The sequence below is a fragment of the Pseudomonas graminis genome, assembly GCF_001705435.1.
GTDB lineage: Bacteria > Pseudomonadota > Gammaproteobacteria > Pseudomonadales > Pseudomonadaceae > Aquipseudomonas > Aquipseudomonas graminis_B.
In genome coordinates this window covers 175,209-200,061 of sequence record NZ_MDEN01000069.1, presented here as the reverse complement: position 1 = coordinate 200,061, position 24,853 = coordinate 175,209, and the positions used below count along the sequence as shown (strand labels likewise).

Below are 24,853 nucleotides of genomic sequence, written 5' to 3'. Positions count from 1 at the left end.
CAAAGGGACTGGATTACTCAACGCCACGCGGCAGATAGAGCGTCACCCGCAGGCCGCCCTCGCGCATGTTCTGCAACGTCACTTCGCCGCCGTGACTATGGGCGATATTGCGGGCGATGCCGAGCCCCAAACCGTAGCCCTGTTGGTGTTTGCCGGCCAGCCGGAAGTGCGGTTCAAAGACCTGTTCCATTCGCTGCTCCGGCACACCCGGCCCCTCGTCTTCGACATGCAGGATGAACGCGTCAGCATCGTCTTCAACGGACAGGTGCGCACGGTCGCCGTATTTGATGGCGTTATCGATGAGGTTGCCCATGCAGCGGCGCAGTGCCAGGGGCTTGCCGTAGTACATCGACATCGCCTTGCCCTGCAACGTGACCCGGCCCGCGCCGTCAGGGGCAAGATAGGGCTCGATCAGGCAATCCAGCGCGTGGTTGAGGTCGACCGGCTCGATGTTCTCGTGAATGTCGGTGTCCTTCACGCACTGCAATGCGCCTTTGACCAGCAGCTCCAGCTCATCCAGATCCCGGGTGAATTTGGCCTGCATCTGCTCGTCTTCGAGCAGCTCGACGCGCAGTCTCAAGCGAGTGATCGGGGTGCGCAGGTCATGGGAAATTGCACTGAATAATTGGCCGCGCTCGGTCAGGTAACGGCTGATGCGATCGCGCATGGTATTGAACGCGCGGGTCACTTCCACCACTTCACTGCCGCCGCCCTCCACCACCGGTTCGACGTCGGCCCCCAACGACAGATCCCGCGCAGCATGGGCCAGACGCTTGAGCGGGCCGCTCTGCCAGTGCACCAGCAGGCCGATGAAGACCAGCAGAAAGAGACTGGTCAGCGCGATGAACCAGACTTGCTGCGAGGGCAGACCTTCCGACTCGAGCATGGTGTAGGGCTCGGGCAGCAGCGAGGCGATGTACAGCCATTCGCCGGGCGACAGTTCGATCTGCGTGACCAGCACGGGCGGGTTCACCGGTTCGAGGGTCAGCGCGTAATGGGCCCATGAGCGTGGCAGCTCATCGAGCCTCAAGCCGCTGTTGAAAATACGCAGGTCTTCGGGACGCACAAAGCGCACGAGGATGTCCGGGTCGGCGCCGAGGTTCTGCCGCAGCACCTGACCGACCACATCGATAACCGCCGTCTTGCGCGCAGTAGGCTCAAGCACCTGCATTTCCAGCGGACGATCATTGAGCGATACGAAGAAACGCGTGCCGCCCATGCTGCGCAACTGATCGAGCACCAGCGGCCGAAACGCGACAGGCAACGAGCGAAAGTAGCTGACGCTTGCCGCCATGGAGAAACCCAGACTGCGGGCACTGGTGACCAGCCCTTCCATCTGCGTGGCGCGCAGTTGCGAGAGCCAGATCAGGCTGGACAGGGTTTGCGCCAGCAACACGGCGAGCAAGGTCAGCAACAACATGCGCCCAAGCAGCGAGCGCGGCACCGGCAGGCGGCGCTTCTTGTCGGTCACTATCAAGGGCAAGTAACCAAGGACTAGTAACCGTTGCCGGCTTGCGGCAGCACATTGGCTGCCAGCAGGTAACCGCTGCCTCGTACGGTGCGGATCAATCGCGGTGCCTTGCCGGTGTCGCGTAGACGCTGACGCAGACGACTCACCGCCATGTCGACGATGCGCTCCAGCGGCATCAGCTCACGGCCACGGGTGGCGTTGCCGATGGTGTCGCGATCAAGAATTTGTTGGGGGTTGTCGAGAAACAGCTTGAGCAGCGCGAAATCGGCGCCCGACAAAATCACCTCTTCGCCGTCGTTGTGGAACAGCCGGTGACTGACCATGTCCAGCCGCCATTCATCGAACACCAGCACTTCACCTCCGCTGCGCTCCTGGCCGAACTGGGCACGACGCAACAGGGCCTTGATCCGGGCCTGAAGTTCACGGGGGCTGAAGGGTTTGGCCATGTAGTCATCGGCGCCGAGTTCCAGACCGATGACGCGGTCGGCTTCGTCGGAGCTGGCGGTGAGCATGATGATGGGAATATGCGGCTGACGCGGATGTTGCCTGACCCAGCGACACAGGCTGAAGCCGTCTTCGTCGGGAAGCATGACGTCAAGGATCAGCAGGTCGCTGGCCTCTGCGTTGAATGCCTGTCGAAACTCGGCCCCATCGCCAACCGTGCGCACCTGAAAACCGGAACGGCTCAGGTAGGCTTGCAGCAACTCGCAAATCTCCTGGTCATCGTCGACCACCAGAATCGATTTACTGACAGCGTTCACATGGTCGTCCTTGTGAGCAATGGTTGGGTAAGGCTGCTTCAAGCTTCAAGCTCAAAGCGGCCAGCGTGACGTGCGCGGTCTTTGCTTGCAGCTTGCAGCTTATAGCTTGCCGCTAGCGCTCGCCGCATATTGATCCAGCGCCACGCCTGCGCCCATCAGGCCGGGATATTCGGCCGTGACCAGCCAGACCGGCACGTCCTTGAAATAATCCTTCATCAAGCCCTTCTCGGCGAACGCCTTGTTGAAGCCGCTCTGCATGAAGAAGTCGACGAACCGCGGTATTACGCCCCCGGCAATATACACGCCGCCGCGTCCGCCGACAGTCAGTACGTTGTTGCCCGCCACGCGGCCGAGGAATACACAGAACTGCTCAAGCACCGCGCTGGCAACAGGGTCACCCTTGAGCGCCGCCGCGGTAATGGCCGCAGGCGACTTGAGTTCAGGCTCGATTTCGTCCAGTCCGCAGCTGACTTGATACAGCAGCAACAGCCCGGCGCCACTCAGAATCGTCTCGGCACTGACGTGCTCATGGGTCGCCATCAACCGCATCCACAGCAGGGCTTCGCGGGGCGTGCCGATCGGGAGATCGACGTGACCGCCCTCGCCCGGCACCGCAGTCCAACGCGCTTCGCCGCTGCGGATCAAGGTGCCGACGCCGAGTCCGGTGCCAGGCCCGATCACCACCCGCGCACCCCGAGGATCGCCCTTGCCATGACGCACGGTCAGGTACTCGTCGTCCTTCAGGCGGGTCATGCCCAGGGCCATGGCAGTGAAGTCGTTGACCAAGATCAGGTGGTCGATCTTCAGCTCGGCGCAGAACGCCTGCCGATTGATCTTCCAATGACTATTGGTGAAGTGGAAATCGTCGCCGGTCACCGGCCCGGCCACGGCCAGGCAAAGGGAGGTGACATCACCGCGCTGCAATTCCAGGTCCTGCAGATAGACCAGCAAGGCCTTTTCAGGACTGGCGTAATCGACCGTCGCGAACACCCGGATCGAATGCAACTGCTCGTCTTCCCAAATGGCAAACCGCGCATTTGTGCCGCCGATATCACCCACCATCGCCAATGTCACTTGAGCGTCTCCAGATTCGAAGTAAAGGCGCTGGCGCCCTTCTCTGCCGAGCTGAAGGCCATGCGCATGAAACCAAACAGTTCGCGCCCGCTGCCCACGTTATGGGACAAGCGACCGACTGCCGGCTCTCTGGCGGCCAATTCTGCCGGTTCGACCAGAACTTGCAACGTTCCTTTCACGCCATCGACACGAATGAGATCCCCATCACGCACCAACGCCAGCGGCCCGCCGTCAGAAGCTTCCGGGCAAACGTGAATCGCAGCGGGGATTTTCCCGGACGCGCCGGACATGCGCCCGTCCGTAATCAGCGCCACTTTGAAGCCACGGTCCTGCAGCACGCCCAGAAACGGCGTCATCTTGTGCAGTTCAGGCATACCGTTGGAACGCGGCCCCTGGAAGCGCATGACCGCGACAAAATCGCACTCCAGTTCGCCGGCCTTGAAGGCGTCGGCGAGGTCCTGCTGGTCTTCGAATACTTTGGCGGGGGCCTCGACGATCTGGTGCTCCAGGGCAACGGCGGAGACTTTCATCACGCCACGGCCAATATTGCCTTCCATGACCCGCAGACCGCCCTCGGCCGAAAACGGACGCGCGATCGGGCGCAGGACGTTTTCGTCCAGGCTTTCGACCGGGCCATCGCGCCACACCAGCTTGCCTTCTTCCAGGAAGGGCTCCTGGATGTAGCGACGCAGGCCACGGCCCATGACCGTGTTGACGTCTTCGTGCATCAGGCCCGCGTCGAGCAGCTCGCGGATCAGGAACGACATCCCGCCGGCGGCCTGGAAGTGGTTGATGTCGGCTTTGCCGTTCGGGTAGACGTGGGACAGGGTCGGCACGACTTCCGACAGATCGGCCATGTCCTGCCAAGTCAGCTGAATGCCCGCGCACTGGGCAATGGCCGGCATGTGCAGCGTGTGGTTGGTAGAACCGCCCGTCGCGTGCAGGGCAACAATCGAGTTGACCAGCGAACGTTCGTCCACAATCTCTCCGAGTGGGATGAAGTCGCCGCTTTGTTTGGTCAGACGCGTGACCTGGAACGCCGCCTCGCGTGTCAGGGCATCGCGTAGCGGTGTGTAAGGATTGACGAAAGAGGCGCCCGGAAGATGCAGACCCATGACTTCCATAATCAACTGGTTGGTGTTCGCCGTGCCGTAGAACGTGCAGGTACCCGGGCCGTGGTAGGACTTCATCTCCGAGTCCAGCAGCTCTTCGCGGGTCGCCTTGCCTTCGGCGTAGCGCTGACGCACGTCGGCTTTTTCCTTGTTGGAGATGCCCGAGACCATCGGCCCGCCCGGCACAAAAATCGTCGGCAGATGACCGAAACGCAGCGAGCCCATCAGCAAGCCCGGAACGATCTTGTCGCAGATGCCCAGCATCAGCGCGCCGTCGAACATGTTGTGGGACAACGCCACCGCCGTTGCCATCGCAATGACTTCTCGGCTGGCGATACTCAGTTCCATGCCCGGCTCGCCCTGGGTGACGCCATCACACATGGCCGGAACGCCACCGGCAAACTGCCCCACCGAGCCGATTTCACGCAGCGCTTTTTTAATCTGTTCGGGGAAGTGTTCGTACGGCTGATGCGCCGAGAGCATGTCGTTGTAGGAGGAGACAATGGCGATGTTGGCCGCATTCATCATGCGCAGGCTGTTCTTGTCTTCGGGACCACATGCCGCAACGCCGTGGGCGAAGTTGGCACATTGCAGCTTGCCGCGCATCGGCCCGTCGCTCGCCGCACCCCGGATCAATTGCAGGTAGCGTTGACGGGTTTCACGGCTGCGAGCAATCAGCCGTTCGGTTACCTCAAGGACGCGGGGATGCATGTCATGGACTCCAGGCTAGCGGATGGGATCACCCGTTCAGGCGCTTTCACCAGGCTGCGATCAAATCCGGGCTCGGTCGGGAGCGGCGGCAAACACTTGATTTTGAGCCAGTTGTGACGGCCAGACGGGTTTCTATTTGTAGATAAAACAAAATACTGCCACTAAAAGGGGTTGTTTTCTATTTTTATGAGAATAATCTTGTAATTCCAACAACAAATTCTTGAGGACGGGTGTATGACTCTCCGCATCGCAATTAATGGCTTTGGCCGAATCGGCCGCAACGTCCTACGCGCACTCTATACCCAAGGCTACCGTCAGGACCTGCAAGTCGTCGCCATCAATGACCTGGGCGACAGCGAGATCAACGCCCATCTGCTGAAATTCGACACCGTGCACGGGCCGTTCGACGGCACCGTTGAGCACGATCAGGAAAGCCTGACCGTCAATGGTGACCGAATTGCGGTCAGCGCCATCCGCAACCCGGCCGAGCTGCCGTGGAAATCCCTGAACATCGACGTGGTGTTCGAATGCACCGGTCTGTTCACCGACCGCACCAAGGCCGCCGCGCATATCACCGCCGGCGCCAAAAAAGTCATTATCTCGGCTCCGGCCAAAGGCGCCGATGCGACGATCGTCTACGGCGTCAACCATGACGTGCTGCGCCAGTCCCATCAGGTCATTTCCAACGCCTCCTGCACCACCAACTGCCTGGCGCCGGTTGCCCAGGTGCTGAACCGTGAGCTGGGCATCGAGAGCGGTCTGATGACCACCATCCATGCTTACACCAACGACCAGAACCTGATCGACGTCTACCACACCGACCCGTACCGCGCGCGTTCGGCGACGCAGTCGATGATCCCGAGCAAGACCGGCGCTGCCGAAGCGGTCGGTCTGGTGCTGCCGGAATTGGCGGGCAAGCTGACCGGCATGGCCGTGCGTGTGCCGGTGATCAACGTGTCGCTGGTCGACCTGACCATTCAGCTCAAGCGCGATGCGACGGCCGAAGAGGTCAACGCGATCATGAAAGAAGCGGCGCAGCATTCGAAAATCCTCGGTTACAACACCCTGCCGCTGGTTTCCCACGACTTCAATCACAACCCGCTGTCGTCCATCTTCGATGCGAACCACACCAAAGTCAGCGGTCGCTTGCTGAAGGTGCTGGCGTGGTACGACAACGAATGGGGCTTCTCCAACCGCATGCTGGATAACTGCCTGGCGTTGATGAACGCCGAGTAAGTAACGGGATCCCCCTATGTAGGAGCGAGCTTGCTCGCGAAGTCGGAATCCAATCCGCTGGAGAGTCAGCGGATTTACCAAGGTCTTCGCGATCAACTCCCTCCCTCAGTAATGACTTCCGTCCCCGGACAACGCCCTTACAAACTGTGCAAATCCCTGCCTTGACCTGACCTCTAGATGATAAGCATTATCATCTGCTGAATTCTGGTCGGGTGCCCCTGTGACTCAGTCGCATTTCAACACTGTCTTCCTCGCCCGGCGAACCATGCTGCTGCGCACGCTTCAGCGTATGGTCCGCAGCCACAGCACCGCCGAAGACCTGCTTCAGGAAACCTACCTGCGTGTCACCCGCGCGCTCTCCGAGCGAGCCATCGAGCACCTCGAACCCTTCCTCTTCCAGACCGCGCGTAATCTGGCACTGGATCATCTGCGCGCCAGACGCATTCACGCGCGGACCATCGTCGATGATGCGCCGATCAGCGATATCCATGATGTCGTCGCCCCCGACGCCGCGCTGGAGGATGCCGCCCACGCCAACCGGTTGCTGGAAAGCCTCAGCGCGAGCCTGGAAACCCTGACGCCGCGGCAGCAGAAAATCTTCACCCTCAGCCGGCTCCACGGCGCGAGTTATCTGGAGATCGCCAAACAGCTGGGGGTGTCCACCAGCACCGTGCAAAAAGAACTGAAGCTGATCATGACGGTCTGCCTGAGTGTGGCCGCGCGTCTGGATCACTGAGCTTCGCCCGTCAGAATCGTCAGCTGGTGCCACAGAGTGACGCTACACTGCCGCCCAAACCGTGGCCCCGAGGACGCTGCTTGACGGACGCCCAATCACCCCGCCGCGCTCAAGCCGATGCGGCACGCGCCGAGACGATGGATCAAGCCCTGACCTGGCTGATCGAACTGGACATTGCCGATGCCGAAACGCATGGGCGCTTTCTGGAATGGCTCGACGCCGATCCTTCCCACCGCGAAGTATTCGCCAGCGCCGAGGCCGTGTGGCATTCGCAACCGGTGTTCGATGCCGCAGCGCTGCTGGCCGCGCGGAAAAAACATAGCGCCGGGTGATGTGCTGGCAAAGCAGCATGCAGTTGCTCAATACCTGATGCTCTGGCACTCACCCTAATTATTTTTACGCGATAGCCGCTGCCCGTACGTCTAGTCATAGCCAATGCAACTGATTCCTATTTGAATCATCTCGCAACAACTATGACGACCCGCACGACAGGGAGCGCTATCCATGCTGTCCAGTTTCAACCCCGCACCGCCCGCCTCGCCCAGAGCCACACACGACGTCGGGCTTTCGCTGCTGACCATCGCCATTTTCGCCGCAAGCCTGCACAGCCCCGCCATCGCTGCCGCCGAGCAGGGTCATGCCCTGGAACTGGAGCAGATTACGGTCAGTGCCACGCGTCAGGCGCAGTCGGTGGATTCGGTGCCCGGAACGGTGACGGTGCAGGACCGCACGGCACTGGATCGGCGCAACGTCAACAGCATTCGCGATCTGGTACGCGACGAGCCCGGTGTCACCGTGGGCGGAGCCGGCCAGCGGGCGGGCACCAGCGGCTATAACATTCGCGGTATCGACGGCGACCGCATCCTGACCCAGGTGGATGGCGTGGAAGTGCCGGACAATTTCTTCCAGGGCCCTTTCGCCAACACCCTCCGCAATTACGTTGATCCGGAGATCATCAAGCGCGTCGAAATCCTGCGCGGACCTGCGTCGGCGTTGTATGGGAGCAGCGCCATTGGCGGCGCCGTGAGCTATTACACCCTCAATCCCGAGGACATCATCAAGCCGGGCAAGGATGTCGGCGCCCGCCTGAAGACCGGCTACAGTTCGGCGGACGACAGTTGGCTGAATTCGTCTACGGTTGCCGGCCGCGCGGGGGATGTCGACGGTTTGCTGCACGTCAGTCAGCGCAACGGCCACGAGACCGAGTCCTACGGTGAGCATGGCGGCACGGGGCTTTCACGCACGAAGGCGAACCCGGAAGACGCCCGCGCCACCAATGTGCTCGCCAAGCTGGGCTGGAACTACGGCGACAATGATCGTCTGGCGTTCACTTACGAGAAGTACAAGGACGACACCCATACCAATCAGAAAAGTGTGGTAGGCGGGCCTTTCTATGCCGGTCGTGGTTTTGGTTACTACGGCTCACGTGAAGGGAACGACGTTATCACCCGAGAGCGGTTTGGCCTGGAAAACAGCTTTGCGCTGGACAGCGTGTTTGCTGACAACGCCCAGTGGAGCCTGAACTACCAGATTGCCAAGACGGATCAAAATACCTTTGAAAGGTATCTGCCCTCTGACCCCAGAAGCGGGGCGGTTTTGCGAGATGTCTGGCGCACCCGCGACACCCATTACAAGGAGCGCCAATGGATCCTCGACACACAGCTGGATAAGGCGTTCGACATCGGCGACACCCAGCACCTGCTGACCTACGGCACGACCCTCAAGCAACAGAAGATAACAGGGCTTCGGACAGGATCAGCCACCTGTGCGTCGGTCGTCGGAACCTGCCGCACCCTCGGTGCAGTCAGTGCCAGCGCGAACGACATCGTGGCACCCACCAACGACTTCCCGAACCCGACGATCACCACCTACGCGCTGTTCGCCCAGGATCAGATCAAATGGGGCGACTGGACCTTCATGCCCGGCGCCCGCTACGACTACACCACGCTCGAACCAGACGCCACAGATTCATTCCTCAAAAGCGTCAACCTGAAAAGCAAGAGCGAGTTCGACGACAGCACGAAAAAATGGCATCGCCTGTTACCCAAGCTGGGGCTGACGTATGCGTTCAACGACGCCTACACCTGGTACGGCCAGTACGCCGAGGGTTTCCGCACACCAAGCGCCAAGGCGTTGTATGGCCGGTTCGAGAACACCCGGGGCAATTACGTCGTGGAGCCCAATCCCGACTTGAAACCGGAGACGAGCAAGAGCTACGAAACCGGGCTGCGAGGTCACTTCGACGAAGGCACGTTTGATGTTGCTGCGTTCTACAACACGTACCGCGACTTCATTAATGAGGACGCGGTGATTCCAGCCAACTCCACCACCACGACCTTCCAGTCCAACAACATCAAGCACGCCACGATCAAGGGCGTCGAGCTCAAGGGTCGTCTGAACCTGGACAGCTTCGGCGCCCCCGAAGGCCTCTACACCCGAGGCTCGCTGGCCTATCTATACGGCCGCAACAATGACAACGGCCAGCCCATCAACAGCATCAACCCGCTGACCGGCGTATTCGGGCTGGGTTATGACCAGAACACCTACGGCGGCTTGCTGAACTGGACCCTGGTCAAGCGCAAAACGCGGGTCGACACCCGCAGCTACTACGCGCCGGATGGCGCCACCCGGTTCAAGACGCCGGGCTTCGGTCTCGTTGACCTGACGGGTTATTACAAAGTCACCAATGACGTCACGGTCAGCGGCGGCCTGTACAACGTCGCGGACAAAAAATACTGGCTGTGGGACGACGTGCGCGGCTACGACAACGTCGGCGACGCAGGCGCCACCGCCCCCGCCAACCTCGACCGCCTGACTCAGCCAGGACGCAATTTCGCCGTCAACGTGGTGTGGGACATCTGACCGATCCCCGTTGCAGGAGCGTGATTTTTTACGCGCCTGCGACGTTCGTTCGTTTTGTTATCAAGCGCCTCATTTAACAAGGAAGACCCCATGACCGATAACTCGATTCGTCGTTCGCAACGACTGAACCAGATCACCCATGCCCCCCATGAACAACTGGACAAGGCGGTGAAAGCCAACGCGCCGTTCGAAACACTGGCCAGTTACAGCCGATTCCTCAGCGCGCAGTACCTTTTTCAGGAAGAGCTGAAAACGCTGTACACGCACCCACAGTTGATCGCGCTGATTGCCGACCTGCCCGATCGATGCCGCGCCGAACAGGCCAAGGCTGATTTGCTTGATCTTCAGGCTGGCATCCCCGGCCCTGTCGCCGGCGCCGTCGAGGAGCCCAGCCTTGCCGAGGCACTGGGCTGGCTGTTCGTCTCGGAGGGTTCGAAGCTGGGTGCTGCGTTTCTGATCAAACGCGCCGTGGCCCTTGACCTCAGCGAGACCTTCGGCGCCCGCCATCTGGGAGAACCGTCGGGAGGTCGAGCCGAAGGCTGGAAGCGCTTTATCCGGGTCATTGACGATCTGCCGTTCAACGCTGAGCAGGAGCGCGCGATAGACCGCGGAGCAGTGGCGGCCTTCGAGCGTTTCAATGTGCTGCTGCAACACGCGTACGCTCCAGCGTCTGAAGCGGAACCCGCCTGACGCCGGGCCTTTTGCGCCCGGCACTGATAAGCTGAGCGCCTTTGCGGGACGTGAAAATCCCGCAACACCTGCTCACTCTGCATTACCGAGACCATGACCAGTACACCACCCGGCAGCAAACTGTCCCGCATCCTGTTTGGCATTCTCGCCTACGTGAGCCTGACGATCGGCATCATCGCGATTTTCATTCCGGGCCTGCCCACCACCGAATTCATTTTGCTGGCGGCATGGGCGGCGACGCGTAGCTCGCCGCGCCTGAGCGCGTGGCTCGAGAATCATCGGGTGTTCGGACCGATGCTGAGCAACTGGCGAAACGGCAAGATGATCGCGCGCAGGGCCAAGATCAGCGCCACGGTCACCATGCTGATTTGCGCGATGATGATGCTGGTAGTACTGAAACATAATTGGTGGATCTATTTCGCGGTGGCCGGCATGGTGCTGGTCAATCTGTGGATCTGGTCACGGCCTGAGCCTTCGCGGGTTCAGCCGGAAAAGTGAGATGTAGAACCGGCTTCAGCCGGGAAGAGGCCGGTTTGAACGCCCTCAATCCTGGGGCGTGACACCTGACGCCTCCCCGGCTAAAGCCGGTTCCACACACAGCGCGCAGCACATGAGCCTGAACCCGAGGCGGCCCCGTGGGTCTGTCCCTCTAGGTCCAATCACTTTCTCAGGAGCCACCGCCATGTTCGAGCCAGGTCATCTGCACATCGTCCACCCCGCTCTGCAACCACACGACGTCGGCTACGACCTTCATATCCGCTACGAGGTCAGCCAGACTGATTCGGGGCCGGGCATGCAATTCAGGCTGGAAGGTGACATCAGTGGCCAGAGTGTCAACGAAACCTTTGAGCTGCCGAAGGACAAGGCGTACAACTTCGCCAGCGAAGCTTCCCGCAGACTTGAGAAGCATGGGCTGCCGAGAACCACCGACCTGCACGCGATGCACGGCGAGTACGACCAGATGTTCGAAGACATCCGTCACAAGCTCGACATGAAATCCGGCGACTCGGTTAAGCCAGAGCATCTGGAATAGCCCGCTCGCTTTCACGGTCTCGGGATGGGCAATGAGATTACTGGCATAATCGCCCCCCCTCATTCCCGCGAACCCTTCCTTTCCCCATGCGCATTCACGTCACGTTCATTGACCGCGTCGGCATCACCCAGGAAGTGCTGGCCATCCTCGGCGCGCGCAACCTGAACCTCGATGCCGTGGAAATGGTACCGCCCAACGTCTATATCGATGCTCCGACGCTGAGCCATGACGTGCTTGAAGAACTCAAGGACCGGCTGTTTCGCGTGCGCGGTGTCGAAGCGATCACGGTGGTCGACATCCTCCCCGGCCAGCGCCGTAATCTGCAACTTGACGCCTTGCTGGCAGCGATGACCGACCCGGTGCTTGCCCTCGACAGCGCCGGCCATGTGCTGCTGGCAAACCCCGCACTGGTTGCGTTGTATGGCCGGGAGCCGGCGGGCGAATCGATTGGCGAGCTGTTTTCCGATGCGGGTCTGCAATCGGCGCTGCTGGAAAACGGCTTTCGTCTGCCGCTGCGGGAAGTCACGCTCAACGGCGAAGCGCTGCTGCTGGACGCTACCCCCATCACCGACGCGGGCGCGCTGCTGACCCTGTATCTGCCCAGCCGGATTGGCGAACGCCTGTCGGCACTGCACCACGATCACGCTGAAGGTTTCGACGCGCTGTTGGGGGATTCCGCGCCGATCCGCACCCTCAAGGCGAGGGCGCAACGGGTCGCTGCACTGGATGCGCCGCTGCTGATTCAGGGTGAAACCGGCACGGGCAAGGAACTGGTGGCGCGGGCCTGTCATGCAGTGAGCGCGCGCAACGGGGCGCCTTTTCTTGCGCTGAACTGCGCGGCGTTGCCGGAGAACCTCGCTGAGAGTGAACTGTTCGGCTACGCCCCCGGCGCCTTTACCGGTGCCCAGCGAGGCGGCAAACCCGGGCTGATGGAACTCGCCAACAAAGGCACCGTGTTTCTCGACGAGATCGGCGAGATGTCGCCGTACCTGCAAGCCAAACTGCTGCGCTTTCTCAATGACGGCAGCTTTCGGCGGGTCGGCGGCGATAAGGAAGTGCAGGTCAACGTGCGCATCTTGAGCGCAACCCACCGTGACTTGGAGAAAATGGTCGCCGAGGGCACCTTCCGCGAAGACCTGTTCTATCGCCTGAATGTGCTCAATCTGGACGTACCACCATTGCGGGAACGGGGTCAGGACATCCTGATGCTGGCACGCTATTTCATGGAGCAGGCCTGCACGCAGATTCAGCGACCGGTCTGCCGACTTGCGCCAACCACGTACCCAGCCCTGCTTGGCAATCGCTGGCCGGGCAACGTTCGTCAGTTGCAGAACGTGATCTTCCGCGCAGCGGCCATTTGCGACAGCTCGCTGGTCGACATCGGCGACCTGGACATCGCCGGTACGTCGGTGGCGAGGGGCCGTGATGGCGAAGTCGAAAGCCTCGAAGGGGCGGTCGAGGATTTCGAAAAGTCGCTGCTGGAAAAGCTCTACAGCCAGTATCCCTCGACGCGCCAATTGGCCGCGCGGCTGCAGACGTCACACACCGCAATCGCCCATCGGCTGCGCAAGTACGGGATCCCGGGCAAAAGCTAAAGAGCCCATAGAAGTTGGGAGTGAGCTTGCTAAGGAAAGCAGTATCCTGACCGTTTAAAACTCAGCGAATGTACTGCCTCTTCGCGAGCAAGCTCGCTCCCACAAATCCGCGTACGTCCATAACATTCAAGGCATCACTGTCGTAACGATACCGCGACACTGTATTGAAAACATTCCACAGCGCAGACTCAGCGTCCTATAACGCCGCTGCGGCGGAATCCCGCTTTTGCCTCAAAGGTCCGTATCGATTTCGTTCCAGCAAGTTTCGAATTCCAAGCCACTTAAACCGCCACCGCCCAACGTTTACGCGCCCTTCTCTACCTTGGCCGCAAACTTGCTATGCACTCCTCCCATCACGCCCGGGCATAACGGGCGATTTACCATCTGGGGAGATTCCATGAGCGAGTTGCGTTTTACCGAAGACCACGAGTGGCTGCGCGCCGAAACTGACGGCAGCGTCACGGTCGGTATCACCGCCTTTGCGCAGGACGCACTGGGTGACGTGGTTTTCGTGCAACTGCCGGAGCTGCAGTCCTACGACAAGGGCGCGGAAGCGGCCACCGTCGAATCGGTCAAAGCCGCCAGCGGCGTGTACATGCCGCTCGATGGCGAAGTCGTCGAAACCAATCCCGCGCTGGACGCCAACCCTGAACTGGTCAACGAAGACCCGCTCGGCCAAGGCTGGTTTTTCCGCTTTATTCCTTCCAATCCCGATGCTGTCGGCCAACTGCTGACCCAAGACGCCTATGATCGTCTGATCAAAGCCAACGCCGAAGCCTGAGGAGCGCGCAATGACTGACCGTATTGAATTGAGCACCGCCAACGAGTTCATCGCCCGCCACATCGGCCCGCGTGCCGCTGATGAAAAAGCCATGCTCACCACCCTGGGCTATGACTCCCTCGACGCGCTGACCGCCAGCGTCATCCCTGAATCCATCAAGGGCACCAGCGTTCTCGGCTTGTCCGCCGGGCAAAGCGAAGCCGACGCGCTCGCCGACATCAAAGCCATCGCCGGCAAGAACCAGCTGTTCAAAACCTACATCGGCCAGGGTTACTACAACACTCACACCCCGGCGCCTATTCTGCGCAACCTGCTGGAAAACCCGGCCTGGTACACCGCTTACACACCGTATCAGCCGGAAATTTCCCAAGGCCGTCTGGAGTCGCTGCTGAACTTCCAGACCCTGATCAGCGACCTGACCGGCCTGCCGATCGCCAACGCCTCGCTGCTCGACGAAGCCACTGCCGCTGCCGAAGCCATGACCTTCTGCAAACGCCTGAGCAAGAACAAAAGCAGCAACAAGTTCTTCGCCTCCGCCCATTGCCACCCGCAAACCCTCGACGTGCTGCAAACCCGCGCCGAGCCGCTGGGCATTGAAGTGGTCGTTGCGGACGAAGCTCAACTGACCGACGTCAGCGAGTTCTTCGGCGCGCTGCTGCAATACCCCGCCAGCAACGGCGACGTGTTCGACTACCGCGAACTGGTCGAGCGCTTCCACACCGCCAACGCCCTGGTCGCCGTGGCCGCCGACCTGCTGGCCCTGACCTTGCTCACCCCACCGGGCGAGTTTGGCGCTGACGTGGCCATTGGCAGTGCGCAACGCTTCGGCGTACCGCTGGGTTTCGGTGGCCCGCACGCGGCCTACTTCTCCACCCGCGACGCCTACAAGCGCGACATGCCCGGCCGACTGGTGGGTGTGTCCATCGACCGCTTCGGCAAGACCGCCCTGCGTCTGGCCATGCAAACCCGCGAGCAACACATCCGTCGCGAGAAGGCCACCAGCAACATCTGCACCGCGCAGGTGCTGCTCGCCAACATCGCCAGCATGTACGCCGTGTACCACGGCCCGCGCGGCCTGACCCGCATCGCCAACCGTGTGCATCACCTGACCGCGATTTTTGCTGAGGGCTTGAATCAGCTGGGCTTGAAGGCCGAGCAGTCGTTCTTCTTCGACAGCATCACCCTGAACACCGGCGCCAAAACGGCCGACCTGCACGCCAAGGCCCGCGCACACGAAATCAACCTGCGTGAAGTAGACGCTGAGCGCCTGGGCGTTTCGCTCGACGAAACCACGAAGCAAGCCGACATCGAAGTGCTGTGGTCTCTCTTCGCTGCCGAAGGCCAGGCCCTGCCTGACTTCGCCGCGCTGGCGGACAGCGTGGAAGCACGCCTGCCTGCCGAGCTGAAGCGCCAGTCGGCGATCCTCAGCCATCCGGTGTTCAACCGCTACCACTCCGAAACCGAGCTGATGCGCTACCTGCGTCGCCTGGCGGACAAGGACCTGGCACTGGACCGCACGATGATCCCGCTGGGCTCGTGCACCATGAAACTCAACGCCGCCAGCGAAATGATTCCGGTGACCTGGGCCGAGTTCGGCAACCTGCACCCGTTCGCCCCGGCCCAGCAGAGCGCCGGATACCAGCAATTGACCGACGAACTGGAAGCGATGCTCTGCGCCGCCACCGGTTATGACGCGATCTCCCTGCAGCCAAACGCCGGCTCACAGGGCGAGTACGCCGGTCTGCTGGCGATCCGTGCTTACCACCAGAGCCGTGGCGACGAGCGTCGCGACATCTGCCTGATTCCATCATCGGCCCACGGCACCAACCCGGCGACCGCCAACATGGCCGGGATGCGCGTGGTCGTGACCGCTTGCGACGCCCGCGGCAACGTCGACATCGAAGACCTGCGCGCCAAGGCCATCGAGCACCGCGAGCACCTCGCGGCACTGATGATCACCTACCCGTCGACCCACGGCGTGTTCGAAGAAGGCATCCGCGAAATCTGCGGCATCGTGCATGACAACGGCGGCCAGGTGTACATCGACGGCGCGAACATGAACGCCATGGTCGGCCTGTGCGCACCGGGCAAGTTTGGCGGTGACGTGTCCCACCTCAATCTGCACAAAACCTTCTGCATCCCCCACGGCGGCGGCGGCCCGGGCGTTGGCCCGATCGGCGTGAAATCCCACCTGGCGGCGTTCATGCCGGGTCACGCCCGAATGGACCGCAAGCAAGGCGCGGTCTGCGCGGCGCCGTTCGGCAGCGCGAGCATCTTGCCGATCACCTGGATGTACATCCGCATGATGGGCGGTGAAGGCCTCAAGCGCGCCTCGCAACTGGCGATCCTGAATGCCAACTACATTTCCCGTCGCCTGGAAGAGCACTACCCCGTGCTGTACACCGGCAGCAACGGCCTGGTCGCCCATGAATGCATTCTCGACCTGCGCCCGCTGAAGGAAACCAGCGGCATCAGCGTGGATGACGTCGCCAAACGCCTGATCGACTTCGGTTTCCACGCCCCGACCATGTCTTTCCCGGTCGCGGGCACGTTGATGATCGAGCCGACCGAGAGCGAGTCGAAGGAAGAGCTGGATCGATTCTGCGACGCGATGATCAAGATCCGCGAAGAAATCCGCGCGGTCGAAAGCGGCGTGCTGGACAAGGACGACAACCCGCTGAAAAACGCGCCCCACACCGCCGCTGAACTGGTGGGCGAATGGAGCCATCCGTACAGCCGCGAGCAGGCCGTGTACCCGGTGGCGTCGTTGATCGAAGGCAAATACTGGCCACCGGTGGGCCGTGTCGACAACGTGTTCGGCGACCGCAACCTGGTCTGCGCCTGCCCGTCGATCGAAGACTACGCTTAACCAAGCCACGAGCTTCAAGCCGCAAGCTACAAGTGAAAGCCGATCAGCTTTTACCTGCGGCTTGTAGCTTGCTGCTTGTTACTGCTTCACTTCCCGGAACCCCATCATGTCGCTGAGCGTATTTGACCTGTTCAAGATCGGCATTGGTCCCTCCAGCTCCCACACGGTGGGCCCGATGCGGGCGGCGGCGCGGTTTGCCGAAGGCTTGCAGCGCGATGGCCTGCTGGAAACCATCATCTGCGTCAAAGTCGAGCTTTACGGCTCGCTCGGTGCCACCGGCAAAGGCCATGGCAGCGACAAGGCCGTATTACTGGGCCTTGAAGGTGAGCATCCCGACACCGTCGATACCGAAACCGTCGCGGCTCGCCTGCAGCAGATCCGCAGCACTGAACGCCTGAAACTGCTCGGCCGGCACAGCATCGAATTCATCGAAAAGCATCACCTGGCGATGATTCGCAAACCCTTGGCCTTCCACCCCAACGGCATGATTTTCCGTGCCTTCGATGCCTCCGGCCTACAGGTGCGCAGCCGCGAGTACTACTCCGTCGGCGGAGGGTTCGTGGTCGATGAGCAAGCCGCTGGCGCAGACCGCATCGTGGAAGACCAGACGCAGCTGCTATATCCCTTCAAAACCGCACGGGATCTGATGGCGCACTGCACCGCGAGCGGCCTTTCGATCAGCCAGGTCATGCTGGCCAACGAAGCCGCGTGGCGCCCCGAGGCCGAAACCCGTCAGGGCCTGCTGCACATCTGGCAGGTCATGCAGGACTGCGTCGAAGCGGGTTGCCGCAACGAAGGCATCTTGCCGGGCGGCCTGAAGGTCAAGCGGCGTGCGGCAGCACTGCATCGTCAACTGTGCAAAAACCCGGAAGCCGCGCTGCGTGATGCCTTGTCGGTGCTCGACTGGGTCAATCTGTACGCGCTGGCGGTCAACGAAGAAAACGCTAACGGCGGCCGTGTGGTGACCGCGCCCACCAACGGTGCAGCCGGGATTATCCCGGCGGTGCTGCATTACTACATGCGCTTCATCACCGGGGCCAACGAAGACGGCGTCGTGCGTTTCCTGCTCACGGCGGCGGCGATAGGCATTCTCTACAAAGAGAACGCGTCGATCTCCGGCGCCGAAGTCGGTTGTCAGGGCGAAGTCGGCGTGGCCTGCTCCATGGCCGCCGGCGCACTGTGCGAAGTCTTGGGCGGCAACGTTCAACAAGTGGAAAACGCCGCTGAAATCGGCATGGAGCACAATCTCGGCCTGACCTGCGACCCCATCGGCGGCCTGGTTCAAGTGCCGTGCATCGAGCGCAATGCAATGGGTTCGGTGAAGGCCATCAACGCAGTGCGCATGGCCTTGCGCGGCGACGGCCAGCATTTTGTCTCGCTGGATAAAGTGATCCGCACCATGCGCCAGACCGGCGCCGACATGAAAAGCAAATACAAGGAAACAGCCCGTGGCGGGCTGGCCGTGAACATCATCGAATGCTGACATCAGCCCCCATTCATAGGGTTCCCTGCCCTTCGCGGGTACCCCGGAACCGCTTTCAAGGAGTGACCCCATGACCACCGAATTGCTGAAGACCCCGCTCAACGCCCTGCACCGTGAACTCGGCGCGAAAATGGTCGAGTTCGCCGGCTACGACATGCCCGTTCAGTACCCCGCCGGCGTCATGAAAGAACACCTGCACACCCGCGATCAGGCCGGCCTGTTCGACGTTTCGCACATGGGTCAGATCCTCTTGAGCGGCGCGAACGCAGCGAAGGCGCTGGAAACCCTGGTGCCGGTGGACATCATCGACCTGCCGGTCGGCATGCAGCGCTACGCCATGTTCACTAACGAAAACGGCGGCATTCTCGACGACTTGATGGTCGCCAATCTGGGTAACGATCAGCTCATGCTGGTGGTTAACGCCGCCTGCAAGAACCAAGACCTGGCGCACCTGCAGCAGCACATTGGCAGCCAGTGCGATATCACGCCGCTGTTCGACGAACGTGCATTGCTCGCGCTGCAAGGTCCGCAGGCCGTTACCGCACTGGCGCGGCTGGCCCCGGAAGTCGCGAAAATGACCTTCATGCAGTACACCTCGACCAAGATCGACGGCATTGACTGCTACGTCAGCCGCTCGGGCTACACCGGTGAAGACGGTTACGAGATTTCGGTACCGGCGGACCACGCAGAATCCCTCGCGCGTCGTCTGCTCGCGGAGCCGGAAGTGGCGCCGATTGGCCTGGGCGCGCGGGACTCGCTGCGACTGGAGGCCGGCCTTTGCCTCTACGGCCACGACATGAATACCGAAACCACGCCGATCGAAGCCAGCCTGCTGTGGGCAATGTCCAAGGTGCGTCGCGCCGACGGTGCGCGTGCCGGCGGTTTCCCCGGTGCCGACTCGATCTTCGCCCAGCACCAAAGCGGTGCGGCGCGCAAACGTGTAGGCCTGTTGCCACAAGAGCGTACGCCGGTGCGTGAAGGCGCTGAAATCGTCGACGCCGAGGGGACGACCATCGGGACGGTCTGCAGCGGCGGCTTTGGCCCGACCCTGAGCGCGCCGTTGGCAATGGGTTATGTCGACGCCCGTTTCACCGCGCTGGAAACACCTGTCTGGGCAATCGTCCGCGGCAAGAAAGTCCCCATGCAGGTGACGAAAATGCCTTTCGTTCCGGCACGTTACTTCCGCGGCTAAGTAACATCGTCAAAAAATGCGGCACCGCAACAGTGCATTAAACTGTGCGGATGCCGCAGTCCGGCGCCAGCGTTAAGTGCATTAAAACTGTCAAAATATTGAACTTCGACAACCCTCTAAACATTAAAAACTATCGATCTTGCGAACGTGGTTAATGTTTTTAAAAAACCCGAAAACCCCTATGAATACTGGCCCAAACGGGGCTTGTTTTTTCGCCGAGAGTTAGCGTAGAGTTTCTCGACTGTGTTTGCATGGGTCGCTGGGATCGTGACCCGGGCAGTAGCGCCAAAAGCAATGCTACATCCCGTTCTACGTTTCTTCTTCCTGCAACCAGCCCCAGTACTCTTTCATGTGAAAGAGACTGTCATTAATTTAATGCTTCAAGGAATAAGAAAATGTCTACACGTCAGAGCGGCACCGTTAAGTGGTTTAACGATGAAAAGGGTTTCGGTTTTATCACCCCTGAAAGCGGTCCGGATCTGTTCGTCCACTTCCGCGCTATTCAAGGCAACGGCTTCAAAAGCCTGAAAGAAGGCCAGAAAGTGACGTTCGTCGCGGTGCAGGGCCAAAAAGGCATGCAGGCTGACGAAGTACAAGCCGAGGCCTGATCAGCCGACGCAAAGAGCCCCTGATGGCCAACATCAGGGGCTTTTTTGTGCCTGCGATTCCGTAAACTGCCCGCCTCCGATTAAACGAGCGCCGCCATGATCCGACACGTTTTACGCCCCCAGGGCGAATTTCCTCCGGTGGGATTGGGCCGGCGCATGGCTGCGATCAGCTACGACGCACTGCTGTGTGTGGCACTGATGATAGTCACCGCCTTTCTCTACAAACTGGTCTGGATGGGGTTTGTCGGCGAAACCAGACTGCGCCAGCTCTCCGAGTCGGGCGCGCTCGACGCCGACCCGTTGCTGTCCTCGATTTTGCTGATCACGCTGTTCGGCTTCTTTGCCCATTTCTGGACACGCGCGGGCCAAACCCTCGGCATGCAGGTCTGGGGAATACGCGTGCAGAACGCCGACGGAACGGCCATCGGCCTGTGGCAGGCGCTGCTGCGCTTCATCGTCGCCATCGCATCGTGGCTGTGCGTCGGGCTAGGCTTCTTCTGGAGCCTGTTCGACAAACAGAAACGCTGCTGGCATGACCTGTATTCCGAGACGCAATTGGTGCGAGTGCCCAGAATCAGAAAATGAACCTCGGTAAGCCGCCCACAAAAAAGCCGACCCTGGGGTCGGCTTTTCATACTCAGCAGGTATCAGCCCGCGCGACGCAGCAACCAGATGCCCGCCAGGGCGCACACACCCGCCGGCACCAGCACAGCAAAGAGTGGCGAGAATCCGAACACAAGGCTCGACGGGCCCAGCAGATCCTGAGCGATGCGGAAGGTGAAGCCCACCAGCACGCCCGTGAACACACGCTGCCCCAGCGTCACCGAGCGCAACGGCCCGAAGATGAAGGAGATCGCCATCAGCACCAGCGCCACCGTCACAAGCGGCTGAAGAATCTTGGTGTAGAACGCCAGCCAGTAACGACCGTTGTTCAGCCCCTGATCGGCGAGATAACGCGCATAGCCGTAAAGCCCGGTCATCGACAGCGATTCAGGCGGCAGCACCACCGTGCTCAGCAGCTGCGGGCTCAACGCAACGTTCCAGCGTTCTTCAGGGGCGGTGACCACTTCGGTGCGACCGTCGTGGAAGACCGTCGTGGTGACGTCTTTCAGCAACCAGTAATCGGTCTTGAAGTTGGCCTGCTTGGCGAAGCTCGACGTCAGCATGTGGCGCTGGTCGTCGAAATGGTAACGGGTGACGCCATACAAAAGGCCGTTCGGCTGCACCGTGTTGATGTGGATGAACTCCTCACCCTGACGGTGCCACAGGCCGTGCCTGGCGCTCTGCGCGTCGCCGGTGCCTTGGGCCAGCGAACGTGCGGCCTGGGCCGAGGCTTCGGTCACCGGCGCGACGTATTCGCCGATCAACAACCCGGCCACCATCAACACCAGCATGGGCTTCATGACCGCCCAGACGATACGGCCGATGGACACACCGGCGGCCCGCATGATGGTCAGTTCGCTGCTGCTGGCCAGTGCGCCGAGACCGATCAGGCAACCGATCAGCGCGGCCATCGGCAGCATGTCGTAGAGCCGGCGCGGCGCGGTCATCAACACGAAACTGCCAGCGTCCCAGAAGGTGTAGGTGTCGCTGATGTCAGCCATCTCGTCGATGAAGGCAAACAGCGAGGCCAGCCCGAGGATGATCCCCAGTACCGCAAGGATCGCCATGAACACGCTTTTGCCGATGTAGCGATCGAGCTTAACCATGAGCCACCCCCGACACGCTGCGGCGACTCGCAAGCTTCAGGCGCAGAGGCTCCCAGTAGAGCAAGGCCAGTCCGATGGAGAGGAACAGTGCATGCACCCACCACAGGCCGAGCCCCATCGGGATCTTGCCCTTCTCCAGCGCACCGCGCGCAGCAATCAGGATGGTGAGATAAGCCATATAAAGAAGAATCGCCGGAAGAAGCTTGAGGAAGCGGCCCTGACGCGGGTTGACCCGGGCCAGCGGCACCGCCATCAGCGTCACGATGAACACCAGAATCGGCAGCGAAACCCGCCATTGCAGCTCGGCACGGTTGCGCAGGCTGTCTTCGCCGGTCAGCAGTTCGCTGGTGGAGATGGCGTCGCGGTCGGTGACCTCATCGCTGATGTCCGGCTTGGGCAGCAAGGCGCCGTAGGTGTCGTATTTGATGGCGCGGTAATCGGCCTGACCGGGGTTGCCGTCGTAGCGATAGCCATTGTCCAGAATCAGGTAGCGCGTGCCATCGGGCTTGATTTCCTGCCGGCCTTTTTCCGCCACCAGAACGGTGATGCCGTGGTCTTTCTTCTCGTCGAGTTTCTTTTCAGAGATGAACACGCCGCCCAGGTTGATGCGGTCGTCGCTCATGGTTTCGGTGTAGGTCACGCGGCTGCCGTCACGCAGCAGCTGGAAGCGACCCGGCACGAGCGTGTCGAATTCGGTCATCGCGTCCTGCTTGTTGATCAGCAGCTGGAACTGGGTCGCGCCCTGGGGGGCGAGGCTGAAGCTGAGCCAGGCCACCAGCAGTGACACCAGCGCAGCCGGCGCTAGGGTGATCAGCAACAGACGTTGCTGGCTCATGCCGGTGGCGGCCAGTACGGTCATTTCGCTTTCGAGGTACAACCGGCCGTACGCCAGAAGAATCCCCAGGAATAACCCCAGCGGGAGGATCAGCTGCAGGAAGCCCGGCAGACGGAAACCCATGATCAGAAACAGCACACCCGGATCGAGTGCACCCGATGCAGCCTGGGCCAGGTATTTGATGAAGCGGCCACTCATGATGATTACCAGCAGCACAGCACTGACAGCGCTCAGGGTAACCAGCACTTCTCGGGACAGGTAACGGAAGACAATCAAACCAGACACTCCAGGGTTGTCACGCTAAGGCGGCATGACAATGAAATGGATCAGCCATGATGCGCGCGACGGCGAACCACCAAAAAAATATGCGGCATTATCCTGTGATTGGGTGTGTCTGTCACTGCGCGCGCGGGATACTTCTGTAACCGGCACACCGGCGCACCCGGACGGGGTTGTCATCCATTGGCTCGCAGGGTCAAACTGCGGGCCTTGCCGCAGGCATGCCGGTGTAAATACCTCTGCGCCGCTGCCGAGCCGTGTGCTCAAGTGCGATAACTCACAGTTTATTCGGGGACCCCGACATGGAATTGGTTGTTAAAAGCGTCAGTGCAGAAACCTTGAAGACCGCCACACTGGTGGTCGCCGTCGGTGAAGGCCGCACGCTGAGCGACACCGCAAGCACCCTCGACACCCTGAGCGGCGGCGCCATCAGCGCTGTCCTCAAACGCGGCGACCTGTCGGGCAAGATCGGCCAGAGCCTGTTGCTGCACAGCCTGCCCAACCTGAAAGCTGAACGCGTACTGCTGGTCGGTTCGGGTAAAGAGCCGGAATTGAACGATCGCCAGTTCCGCAAAATCATCAGCGGCGCGCTCGGCACCCTGAAAAGCCTGGGTGGCGTTGATGCCGGCTTCGACCTTGACCAGCTGAACGTCAAGAATCGCGATGTTTATGGCAAGAACCGCCTGCTGGTCGAAACCCTGGCCGATGGCGAATACGTCTTCGATCGCTTCAAGAGTCAGAAAGTCGATCCTCGCGCCCTGAAAAAAATCACCCTGCTGACCGCCAAAGCCAACGTCGCCGACGTTGAACGTGCGGCCAAACACGCACAGGCCATCGCTGCCGGCATGGCGGTGACCCGCGACCTGGGCAACATGCCGCCGAACATCTGCCACCCGACCTATCTGGGCGAGCAGGCCAAGGCGATGGGCAAAGCCAACAAGGGCCTCAAGGTCGAGATCTTCGATGAGAAAGACATCGAAAAGCTGGGCATGGGCTCGTTCCTGGCGGTCGGTCAAGGCAGCGCTCAGCCGCCACGCCTGATCGTCATGCAGTACTCCAATGGCAAGAAAAGCGAAAAGCCTTTCGTGCTCGTCGGCAAGGGCATCACCTTCGACACCGGCGGGATCAGCCTCAAGCCGGGCCTGGGGATGGACGAAATGAAGTTCGACATGTGCGGCGCGGCGAGCGTGTTCGGCACGTTGAACGCCGTGCTCGAACTGCAACTGCCGATCAACCTGGTGTGCATCGTCGCGGCAGCTGAAAACATGCCGAGCGGCAACGCAACCCGCCCGGGTGACATCGTCAAGACCATGAGCGGCCAGACCGTCGAGATCCTCAACACCGACGCCGAAGGCCGTCTGGTGCTGTGCGACGCGCTGACCTACGCCGAACGCTTCAAGCCACAGGCCGTTATCGACATCGCCACGCTGACCGGTGCTTGCGTCGTCGCGCTGGGCGGTCACACCTCGGGCTTGCTGGGCAACAGCGACGCTTTGATCAGCCAAGTGCTGGAAGCCGGCAAACGCGCCGACGACCGTGCCTGGCAGCTGCCGTTGTTCGATGAGTACCAGGAGCAGCTGGACAGCCCGTTTGCCGACATCGCCAACATCGGCGGCCCGAAGGCCGGCACCATCACCGCGGCCTGCTTCCTCTCGCGCTTCGCCAAGGCCTACGAGTGGGCGCACCTGGACATCGCCGGCACGGCATGGCTGAGCGGCGGCAAGGACAAGGGCGCAACGGGCCGTCCGGTTCCGCTGCTGACCCAATACCTGATCGACCGCGCCGGCGTTTAAGCCGCTGCCAACGCGCTGGCCTC

General features: G+C 61.1%; 21 protein-coding genes. 15 read left to right on the top strand and 6 right to left on the bottom strand.

The features are described 5' to 3' along the window. Positions 1–13: 13 nt before the first annotated feature. The 4 genes from BBI10_RS23005 to edd form a co-directional block, all read right to left on the bottom strand. Positions 14–1,420 carry an ATP-binding protein gene (locus BBI10_RS23005; protein ID WP_141695268.1) on the bottom strand — a complete coding sequence of 469 codons (1,407 nt, stop codon included), beginning with the start codon at positions 1,418–1,420 and terminating at the stop codon, positions 14–16. Between the two features lie 74 nt (positions 1,421–1,494). Continuing rightward, positions 1,495–2,232, bottom strand: a complete 738-nt coding sequence (locus BBI10_RS23000) for a response regulator (RefSeq protein ID WP_065992040.1) — start codon at positions 2,230–2,232, stop codon at positions 1,495–1,497. Positions 2,233–2,331: 99 nt separating this feature from the next. Beyond that, entirely contained in the window at positions 2,332–3,306 is a 975-nt protein-coding gene (locus BBI10_RS22995; protein WP_065992039.1) for a glucokinase, read from the bottom strand. Then, positions 3,303–5,129 (bottom strand): phosphogluconate dehydratase, encoded by a 1,827-nt coding sequence (gene edd / locus BBI10_RS22990; protein ID WP_065992037.1) that lies wholly within the window; start codon positions 5,127–5,129, stop codon positions 3,303–3,305. The genes BBI10_RS22995 and edd overlap by 4 nt, the downstream gene beginning before the upstream one ends. Before the next feature lie 234 nt (positions 5,130–5,363). Here edd and gap point away from each other — a divergent pair, with 234 nt between their 5' ends. From gap to BBI10_RS22920, 14 genes are all read left to right on the top strand, one after another. Beyond that, the gene (gap, locus tag BBI10_RS22985; RefSeq protein ID WP_065992035.1) at positions 5,364–6,365 is read left to right on the top strand and encodes a type I glyceraldehyde-3-phosphate dehydrogenase; all 1,002 of its coding nucleotides are present in this window, start codon (positions 5,364–5,366) and stop codon (positions 6,363–6,365) included. Between the two features lie 220 nt (positions 6,366–6,585). Beyond that, positions 6,586–7,101 carry an RNA polymerase sigma factor gene (locus BBI10_RS22980; RefSeq protein ID WP_065992034.1) on the top strand — a complete coding sequence of 172 codons (516 nt, stop codon included), beginning with the start codon at positions 6,586–6,588 and terminating at the stop codon, positions 7,099–7,101. 80 nt (positions 7,102–7,181) lie between these two features. Next, entirely contained in the window at positions 7,182–7,433 is a 252-nt protein-coding gene (locus BBI10_RS22975) for a FecR/PupR family sigma factor regulator (RefSeq protein WP_141695256.1), read from the top strand. Between the two features lie 172 nt (positions 7,434–7,605). Beyond that, positions 7,606–9,963 carry a TonB-dependent hemoglobin/transferrin/lactoferrin family receptor gene (locus tag BBI10_RS22970; protein ID WP_083233240.1) on the top strand — a complete coding sequence of 786 codons (2,358 nt, stop codon included), beginning with the start codon at positions 7,606–7,608 and terminating at the stop codon, positions 9,961–9,963. Positions 9,964–10,053: 90 nt separating this feature from the next. Then, on the top strand, positions 10,054–10,653 hold the full coding sequence (locus tag BBI10_RS22965) for a biliverdin-producing heme oxygenase (RefSeq protein ID WP_065992031.1): 600 nt from the start codon (positions 10,054–10,056) through the stop codon (positions 10,651–10,653). Between the two features lie 93 nt (positions 10,654–10,746). Next, positions 10,747–11,151 (top strand): YbaN family protein, encoded by a 405-nt coding sequence (locus BBI10_RS22960; protein ID WP_065992029.1) that lies wholly within the window; start codon positions 10,747–10,749, stop codon positions 11,149–11,151. Between the two features lie 184 nt (positions 11,152–11,335). Further along, the gene (locus tag BBI10_RS22955) at positions 11,336–11,686 is read left to right on the top strand and encodes a DUF5064 family protein (protein ID WP_065992027.1); all 351 of its coding nucleotides are present in this window, start codon (positions 11,336–11,338) and stop codon (positions 11,684–11,686) included. 86 nt (positions 11,687–11,772) lie between these two features. Beyond that, the gene (locus BBI10_RS22950) at positions 11,773–13,281 is read left to right on the top strand and encodes a sigma-54-dependent transcriptional regulator (protein ID WP_065992023.1); all 1,509 of its coding nucleotides are present in this window, start codon (positions 11,773–11,775) and stop codon (positions 13,279–13,281) included. Between the two features lie 397 nt (positions 13,282–13,678). Then, the gene (gene gcvH, locus BBI10_RS22945) at positions 13,679–14,062 is read left to right on the top strand and encodes a glycine cleavage system protein GcvH (protein WP_065992021.1); all 384 of its coding nucleotides are present in this window, start codon (positions 13,679–13,681) and stop codon (positions 14,060–14,062) included. A 10-nt stretch (positions 14,063–14,072) separates the two neighbouring features. Beyond that, complete coding sequence (gene gcvP, locus BBI10_RS22940; protein WP_065992019.1) at positions 14,073–16,931, top strand: aminomethyl-transferring glycine dehydrogenase; 2,859 nt, start codon at positions 14,073–14,075, stop codon at positions 16,929–16,931. A gap of 106 nt (positions 16,932–17,037) precedes the next feature. Beyond that, positions 17,038–18,414, top strand: a complete 1,377-nt coding sequence (locus BBI10_RS22935) for an L-serine ammonia-lyase (RefSeq protein ID WP_065992017.1) — start codon at positions 17,038–17,040, stop codon at positions 18,412–18,414. A gap of 70 nt (positions 18,415–18,484) precedes the next feature. Beyond that, complete coding sequence (gene gcvT, locus BBI10_RS22930) at positions 18,485–19,606, top strand: glycine cleavage system aminomethyltransferase GcvT (RefSeq protein ID WP_065992016.1); 1,122 nt, start codon at positions 18,485–18,487, stop codon at positions 19,604–19,606. A gap of 395 nt (positions 19,607–20,001) precedes the next feature. Continuing rightward, positions 20,002–20,214, top strand: a complete 213-nt coding sequence (locus tag BBI10_RS22925) for a cold-shock protein (RefSeq protein WP_003227496.1) — start codon at positions 20,002–20,004, stop codon at positions 20,212–20,214. 96 nt (positions 20,215–20,310) lie between these two features. Further along, positions 20,311–20,799: an RDD family protein gene (locus BBI10_RS22920; protein ID WP_065992015.1), complete on the top strand. Its 489-nt coding sequence runs from the start codon at positions 20,311–20,313 to the stop codon at positions 20,797–20,799. 62 nt (positions 20,800–20,861) lie between these two features. Here BBI10_RS22920 and lptG read toward each other — a convergent pair whose 3' ends face one another. Both lptG and lptF read right to left on the bottom strand, forming a co-directional pair. Continuing rightward, complete coding sequence (gene lptG, locus BBI10_RS22915) at positions 20,862–21,923, bottom strand: LPS export ABC transporter permease LptG (protein WP_065992013.1); 1,062 nt, start codon at positions 21,921–21,923, stop codon at positions 20,862–20,864. Then, a complete protein-coding gene (gene lptF, locus BBI10_RS22910) occupies positions 21,916–23,034 on the bottom strand; it encodes an LPS export ABC transporter permease LptF (protein ID WP_065992010.1) in 1,119 nt (372 codons plus the stop codon). The genes lptG and lptF overlap by 8 nt, the downstream gene beginning before the upstream one ends. Positions 23,035–23,339: 305 nt before the next feature. On the opposite strand from lptF, the gene BBI10_RS22905 reads away from it, so the two are divergent. Beyond that, positions 23,340–24,830 carry a leucyl aminopeptidase gene (locus BBI10_RS22905; RefSeq protein WP_065992008.1) on the top strand — a complete coding sequence of 497 codons (1,491 nt, stop codon included), beginning with the start codon at positions 23,340–23,342 and terminating at the stop codon, positions 24,828–24,830. The last annotated feature ends 23 nt before the right edge of the window (positions 24,831–24,853 follow it).